This is a genomic window from Armatimonadota bacterium, from assembly GCA_035527535.1.
In the GTDB taxonomy this organism is placed as follows: domain Bacteria; phylum Armatimonadota; class Hebobacteria.
Map to the genome: position 1 here is coordinate 1 of DATLAK010000022.1, position 5,743 is coordinate 5,743.

The following is a 5,743-nucleotide window of genomic DNA, read 5'->3' on the forward strand; positions in this document are numbered from 1 at the left end:
GTCGCCACCACAGCGAAGCTCAATGTCAACGAGATGCCCAGCGCGCGATACCGGGACGAACGCACCATGCCGACCATCCCCACCAGCACTAGCGCCAGCCCCACGATGCTGAATTGCTCGTTCAGCTTCACCAGCCACGACAGAGTGTGAACCCAAGCATTGGCCCGCGTGTCGGCGAGCGCGAAGGAGTAGTACTGTATGCCCGCGACGTGCCCGAGGAAGTACAGCAGGTGATCGCTGGTATTGTCCCAATTAATGGGCGGGCGGTGGGCCGAGCGATAAGGCAGCCACCCGTACAACAGCAGCGGCAGCAGACCCCACCCCACGGTCCTGGCCAGCCCCAGCACCCTCACCGGCCTGGTCGCTATCAGCGCCCATACCAGCACCGGCGCGATGAAGAAGGCCGAGGTGCGATGATGGGTCAGCGCCAGACCGCAGCAGAACGCGAGCTGGCTGAGCCGCCGCGGCGTGCGCTGCTCCAGCCAGCGTACGAACATCGTCAGCACCAGGCACACCAGCAACACGTGGAACGCATAGACCTCCACCTGGTTGGCCTGGGGCCACACCCACCAGTTGAGCCCCAGTACCAGCCCGCCCAGCGCCCCTGCCGCCCCGCTGCCGGTAAGCGCGATCAGTATCCAGCACAGCAGCCCCCCGCCCGCCGCCGCCGACACCGCGCTGAAGAACGCGGTGCGGCGCGCCGACTCGCCCAGGGGAAGCAGGTCGAACAGCTTGCCCACCATCAGGTACAGGGGATAACCCGTGGGGTGGGCGACGCCCATGGTGTGCACCGCGGTGGCCAACTCGCCCGAGTCCCGGTCGGTGATGGTGGGCGCGAGCGTCAGCCAGTAGCAGATGAGCAGCGCCGCCGCGACGGCGACCGGGAGGCCGATCCGCAGGGCCGCCCGGCGCAGGCCGGGGAAGCCCCGGACGCCGGCAGACAGCGCGCGCAGAGATCTCACGCGCCTATTCTGCCACAGCCGCGCCCGGCCGGTCAATGGCGATTCCGCCGTATTCATCTGAGGGACACGGCGCCCGCCGGCGCCAGCGGGGTCTTCCCCTTGTCTCGCGCCAGTTGGGCGAACACCTGGTACCGGCCGGGAACCATATGTGGGGGGAACAAGGCGTTGAAGGTCTGCTGGTAGTGCCAGCCGCTGCGGCTGGCCGGCGACGCCAGGCCGAACAGCAGCGGGCACGACCGCACCAGCACGAGCTCGCGCGCGCCCTCGGTCTTGCCCGCGGCCACTTGCTGCGCGATGGTGGAGTGAATGAAAGCGATAAGCAGCTCCCCGTCGGGCGGAACCCTCCCGCTCCAGCGAATGGCGGCGGTAATCGCGAAGGGCTCGCCGCGCTTGAGCCGTCGCGGCGTCGCTACGCCCAGCAGGCTGCCGGCGCCGCCGGGAAGCTGCAGCAGCGGCCGCGCGCCGGGAGCGTCGGCCGCCTGGGGGATACCGGGAGGAGCCACCAGCCGATAGAGCACGCGGTCTTTCAACAGCACGTAGCCGGGAGGCACGCGCTTGAGCTCGATGTCGGTGTAGAGGGGGCGGCTGGGATCAGTGCGCCGCCGGACCTCGGTCAGCAAGTGGGCGGGCCTCGAGTCGGGGGGATCAGCTATCACCAGAAAGACCGCCTCGGCCAGCAGCGGGTCGCGCAGCGGCTGATACCACGACTGGAGCATCAGGCCGTAGCTGTACACCGGCAGCACGGGTCTGTGGCGCAGGACATGGTAGTAGTAATTGTATGCGCCGTAGTGTTCATCGCTCCGAACCAAGATGACGGCATTGGCAGGCAAGCGGTACAGGGCTACCTTGGCTTCTTCCAGGGAGGCATATTGCTGGCTGCGGTCGGACAGCTTCCAGTTGGTCGCCATCAAGTCCAGCGACAGCGCGAGGGCCACCATTACCCCGGCCGCCCCCACCACGCGCACCAGGCCCGGGCCAAGACTCAGCGAACGCGCTCCCATCAGGACATAGCCAAGCCCCGCGCCGCACCAGGCGCTGATGATGATCGTGCCCGGCGAGTAGAAGACGTCCTTGTCCGGCACCCGGTAGAAAGCCGCCCACGCCCCGACCGCGATGAAGCTCAGGAGCAGCGAGATCCCCAGCGGGCGATATCGGGACGAACGCATCATGCCGGCCATGCCGGCCACCGCCAGCGCCAGCCCCACCGGATGGAACTGCTTCCACAACCGCAGCAACAGCAGCTCGCTCTGGGCCCACGCGTTGGTGGCGACGTCGCCCAGGGCATACCCGGCGTAGACGGCTCCGCTTACATGCGCAAGAAAGCTGCGCAGGCTGGCGCTGGTATTGCCCCAGTCAATGGGCGGATGGTGGGCCGAGCGATAAGGCAGCCACCCGTACAACAGCAGCGGCAGCAGACCCCACCCCACGGTCTTGGCCAGCCCCAGCACCCTCACCGGTCTGGTCGCTATCAGCGCCCATACCAGCACCGGCATGATGAAGAAAGCCGAGGTGCGATGATGGGTCAGCGCCAGGCCGCAGCAGAACGCGAGCTGGTTGAGCCGCCGCGGCGTGCGCTGCTCCAGCCAGCGCACGAACATCGCCAGCACCACACATACCAGCAACATGTGGAGCGCATAGACCTCCACCTGGTTGGCCAGGCGCCATACCCACCAGTTGAGCCCCAGCGTCAGCCCTCCCAGCGCCCCCGCCACCCCGCTGCCGGTAAGCGCGATCAGCATCCAGCACAGCAGCCCCCCGCCCGCCGCCGCCGACACCGCGCTGAAGAACGCGATGCGGCGCGCCGGCTCGCCCAGGGGAAGCAAGTCGAACAGCTTGCCCACCATCAGGTACAGGGGATAACCCGTGGGGTGGGCCACGCCCATGGTGTGCACCGCGGTCGCCAGTTCGCCGGAATCGGGGTCGGTGATCGTGGGCGCGAGCGTCAGCCAGTAGCAGGTGAGCAGCACCACGGCGACGGCGACGGAGACACCGACCCTGAGAGCGGGCCGGCTCAGCGCAACCACGGAAGCGGCGGCGGTAGCTTCCACCCTGGGAGGTTTCACGCCGCCATTAAACCATAGCCAAGCCGGTGAGGTCAACGCTAACCACGCATCGCCACGCATCGCCAAACGCTTGACATGGGGAGGGCCGAGTGCTATGCTCTTTTCGCCATGATTCGTATCAGCAGGCAGAGCGCGTATCTCATCAATATCTTCGGGGATCGCCGCGCGTACGTCCTGCGCGTCCCCACGCATCTGCCTGCTGGTCCGCCCTGATGCGCTGAAGTCAGACCACTCCTAGCCCCGCACCCGGCGAGACCACAGGCAAGCAGAATCAGCCTGTGGTTTCGTGTTCTGTTGATGTAGTACCGCCGCCCTCGGCTGTGTCCGAACGGCAAGGAGATTACGACAATGGCTGACGCCCAGGTGCGACTGCGACCGATCACGGAGGCCGACCTGCCGGACTACGTGCGGTGGCTGAACGACCCTCAAGTTACCCAATGGCTGCTGCGGGACCCGGGGATGACCCTGGAGCAGGAACGGGAGTGGTTCGCGCACATCTCGGCGCCGGACTACCCTCACGTGATGCGGGCGATCGAGGTTGATGGGCGCCACGTCGGCGGGTGCGGTCTGATTGTGCACGATGCGCATACCGCCAACTTCGGCATCCACATCGGCGAGAAGTCGTATTGGGGCAAGGGCTACGGCGCCGCGGCCACGCGCGAGATGCTGCGTATCGGCTTCGTGGAGCGCGGCTTGCATCGCATCCAATTGGAGACGTGGACGCACAACCCGCGCGCCATTCGCTGCTACGAGAAGGCCGGCTTCCGCCACGAGGGCGTTCGCCGCCAGTCGCACCTCAAGGGCGGCAAGTGGGTTGACGCGGTGACGATGGCGATCCTGCGCGAGGAGTGGGAGGCGTGTAGTGCGGCCACGGGACTCGGAGCGACACAGCCGGGGGCCCGGATGAATCGGGATTCGGAAACGGCTGTGCCACATGACAGCGGAGTTCGCATTCGGCCTTTCACCTTTGCCGACTATGACCAGGTGACGGCCTTGTGGCAGGCCACCGGGTTTGGCTCGCGGCGGTCAGACACTCCGGATGAAATCGCGAAGAAGCTGCGCCGCGACCCCGACCTCTTCCTGGTCGCCTGCCTTGGTGCGCGCATTGTCGGCACCGTCATTGGCGGCTGGGACGGCCGGCGGGCTTGGGTCCATCGCGTGGTAGTGCACCCCGATTCCCACAGGCAAGGCATCGGTAGGCAGCTCATGGGTGAGCTTGAGGAGCGCTTTCGCGCGAAGGGCGCGCTGGCGGTCAGTCTGACCCACAACTCGGAGAACACGCAAGCCCGCGCCTTCTACCGCAGCTTGGGCTACAAGGATTATGGCAAGGCGAGCGTGATGGGGAAGGCGCTGGAGCCGAAGGATGGGTGCGACGATGGGTCGTCAGTCGCCTGAGGGAATGTGCTCTCTCGCCCCCGAGGAGGTGGACGAGGCCCTTGCGCTCTGGAGGGGGACCGGGTTCTGGCCTCGCGCCGGAGAAGACCGCCGGTTCATCTTCCATGCCCTGGAGCGGAATCGTGCTTCGCCGTGGCCTGGCGTGTCTCAGGCGAACTCGTGGCCACTGCCATAGGGGCGTTCGACGGCTTCCGCTGTCAACCGCGTTCCGCCCCCGCTGGCGGAAATCGTCGCGCTCGCGGACAGTCCCGAGCCTATGCTGAGCCGGAAGCAGGTTGCACAGGCCCGTGAGTGAGGAGGGCTGAGCGATGACCAGGATTCAAGGCGACCGGGTACTCCTGCGCCCGCTGTGCGAGAGCGACCTGGAGGAATCCCTGCGCGTGTGGACGCCGGAGCTGAGGCACATGTACGGCGGGAGCCTGGTTGACGAACGCCGACCGACCATTGACGACCGGCGGCGCTGGTTCGAGCGCGTGCAGCGCGGGGAGGAGGGGCACTGCTACGCTATCGAGGCGGACGGGCGCTACATCGGCTACGTCAACATCAAGATCAAGGATGAGGCGAACCAGCGCGCCAGCCTGGGCATCGGCATTGACAACCCTTCCTACTGGGGTCGCGGCTATGGCACCGAGGTTGTGCGGCTGATGTTGCGCCATGCTTTCGAGACGCTCGACCTGCATCGGGTCTCCCTGCGCGTCGCCGCCTACAACACGCGCGCCATTCGGTGCTACGAGAAGGCAGGCTTCCGCCACGAGGGCGTCGAGCGCGATAGCTTCTTCGTTGACGGCAAGTGGCACGACGATGTGCTGATGGCAGTCCTGCGGGAGGAGTGGGAGGCGCAGCCAAACCCCTCTCCCTTGAAGGGAGAGGCGTTGCCGGATGGTCTCAGTCTCCGCTCCTACCGTGACGCGGACTACGAGCAGGTGGCGGCGCTATGGGCGGCGATGGGTTGGGTTGATCGCCCGCGCGACCGGCGGGAAGCCTTGGCCTACAAGGTCACGCATGACGCAGGGCCGTTCCTGGTGGCGGAAAGCGAGGGGCGGATCATCGGCACCGCGATGGGAACCTGGGACGGGCGGTGGGCCTGGATCAATCGCGTCGCCGTCGAGCCCGCGCACCGGCGCCGGGGCATCGGCCGGCGGCTGATGCGTGAGGTCGAGGCGCGACTGGCGGCGGTGCGGGCGCAGCGCGCGGGGCTGCTGACGGGCGCTGACGGCGACGCCAGGATGTTCTATGAGGGCCTCGGGTACTGTGTCCGCGAAGGCATCCTCTTCATGAGCAAGGAGCTGGTGGGAAAGGGAACAGCGTCCACAGATACGCACG

4 protein-coding genes are annotated in these 5,743 nt (G+C 67.0%); 2 read left to right on the forward strand and 2 right to left on the reverse strand.

The features are described 5' to 3' along the window. Positions 1–962, reverse strand: a 962-nt coding sequence (locus VM221_01140) for a DUF2723 domain-containing protein (GenBank protein HUT73422.1), incomplete at its 3' end; no start/stop codon positions are given. Positions 963–1,015: 53 nt separating this feature from the next. Continuing rightward, positions 1,016–3,025: a DUF2723 domain-containing protein gene (locus VM221_01145; GenBank protein HUT73423.1), complete on the reverse strand. Its 2,010-nt coding sequence runs from the start codon at positions 3,023–3,025 to the stop codon at positions 1,016–1,018. 348 nt (positions 3,026–3,373) lie between these two features. Here VM221_01145 and VM221_01150 point away from each other — a divergent pair, with 348 nt between their 5' ends. Together VM221_01150 and VM221_01155 are read left to right on the forward strand one after the other, a co-directional pair. Further along, positions 3,374–4,420 (forward strand): GNAT family N-acetyltransferase, encoded by a 1,047-nt coding sequence (locus VM221_01150; GenBank protein ID HUT73424.1) that lies wholly within the window; start codon positions 3,374–3,376, stop codon positions 4,418–4,420. Between the two features lie 308 nt (positions 4,421–4,728). After that, positions 4,729–5,743 (forward strand): GNAT family N-acetyltransferase (locus VM221_01155; GenBank protein ID HUT73425.1); only part of this gene is annotated, 1,015 nt, incomplete at its 3' end.